Consider the following 1505-nt stretch of genomic DNA (forward strand, 5'->3'; position numbering starts at 1 on the left):
CTCAAAGAGGCTTACGGCCGGATCTTGACCAAGGGCGACGAAGACTGCTAGCAGGAGAAGAGATGATACTACGGAAATAATTAGGGCTGCTACTTTTGCAGAGACGCTTGTTCCAAGTCCAGTTTTGACAGTTGCCATTGTTTAGAGCTTGCTCGACTAGTATTAGATATAGGGGATGTCTACGTCAATAATATCTCCGCTCTCGTTCGGCCCACACACATCAAGCCCAGAGGACTTACAGATTGTCGCGGCGAGGTCGTCACCACACCCCGACGCTTTCTCAGCGACCTTGCAGACGATCTTGACGAACGTCACACAGCCAATTCCTCCAACGACACTAATTCCGAGGAGTCCACACAGGAACCCACCGAACGCGCCACAGACATTTCGACAGATGAGTTTCGAGGCGTAGTAACAGCCACTACACGAACTAATGTTTAATACGTCCGGGAGGTCTGGGTAGTCGATCTGAGTACTGACGTCTTGTGTCGAGACGCCTTGTGTACTCTGTCCCTCACTAAGATCGTTGATGAGCGTCCGAACTGCCTTCTCGTTTGGTTCCGCTGTTGTCTTCGTAAATTCCCCATCAGCCTCTTTGGGACCGTTTGAAGCGACGGACGGGGCCGCCCCAGAGGAGTTGGTGCCCATGAGGTCATACCGCTCAAGCTTCTTGAACACACCATCTTTGTGGTAATGTTCGATGTCGAGCTCTGCGACTACTGTCTCGTGAGACTCAGAGTGCCATCCGAGAATAATGCCCGCACGGGTGTTTTCGTCTGCATCCTGCAGTTCGTACGAGGCAACCTCGCGCTTGAAGTTCTCCGCGTCGACACCACCGACATTGAGTTCGGTCTTTTCCCAACTGAATGAGTATCCGAGTTCTTCGGCTTTTTGGCGTAGTTGCTTGAACTCATCCGTTTTTGCGATTGCGTGTGCGACCTGCTTTTTCTTCTCGCCGTGGTAGATTGAGACGGGATCGGGGTTATCTCCGTTTGCGGCTGCAACCGAGACATTGAGTGTTGATCCGATACCGATCGAACTGAGTGCTGCCATGCTTTTCAGTACTTTACGACGATTAGGTTTTCATCTGTCATCTGCGTGTATTTCGTAATTATCCACTTACATAAAACTTTGTGATGTTATCAGGTAGATATATCTGGGAGAAGATAAACTATAGCTCTATGACGACTTCTCTACGGCAGACAGTACGCGTCTATGGCTCACTGCTCGTTCTCGTAATTGGCTTTCTCTGTGGTGGTTTGACCATCGCCTTATTCATCTCCGCCTCTTGGGTGGTTGAAACACTCGGCTTAGTTGGGTTTGTACTCTATGTACTCACAACGTTTCTCTGCGCACTCCTCTCGTTCATGTTTGACCTCATTGGGAACGCCAAAGAAGCGTTCGCCTAGTCTCAGTACATCACAAAGCCGGTTAGTTAGAACGTCTGCTTGCTGATGGTGTGTTCAAGACCAAGCAAGCAGACAGTGAAATCCACGAAGACCAGC

2 protein-coding genes are annotated in these 1505 nt (G+C 49.9%); one reads left to right on the forward strand and one right to left on the reverse strand.

Translation table 11 applies throughout. From position 1 onward, the window contains the following. Positions 1-162: 162 nt before the first annotated feature. On the reverse strand, positions 163-1053 hold the full coding sequence (locus APQ99_RS12430) for a halocin C8-like domain-containing protein (RefSeq protein WP_136361702.1): 891 nt from the start codon (positions 1051-1053) through the stop codon (positions 163-165). A 128-nt stretch (positions 1054-1181) separates the two neighbouring features. On the opposite strand from APQ99_RS12430, the gene APQ99_RS12435 reads away from it, so the two are divergent. Next, positions 1182-1409, forward strand: a complete 228-nt coding sequence (locus tag APQ99_RS12435) for a hypothetical protein (RefSeq protein ID WP_010904172.1) — start codon at positions 1182-1184, stop codon at positions 1407-1409. The last annotated feature ends 96 nt before the right edge of the window (positions 1410-1505 follow it).

The sequence above is a fragment of the Halobacterium salinarum DSM 3754 genome, assembly GCF_008124605.1.
GTDB lineage: Archaea > Halobacteriota > Halobacteria > Halobacteriales > Halobacteriaceae > Halobacterium > Halobacterium salinarum.

Excerpts from the sequence above, each read along its gene's own strand:
- APQ99_RS12430 (WP_136361702.1), bottom strand. The coding sequence starts at position 1,053 with ATGGCAGCACTCAGTTCGATCGGTATCGGATCAACACTCAATGTCTCG.
- APQ99_RS12435 (WP_010904172.1), top strand. The coding sequence starts at position 1,182 with ATGACGACTTCTCTACGGCAGACAGTACGCGTCTATGGCTCACTGCTC.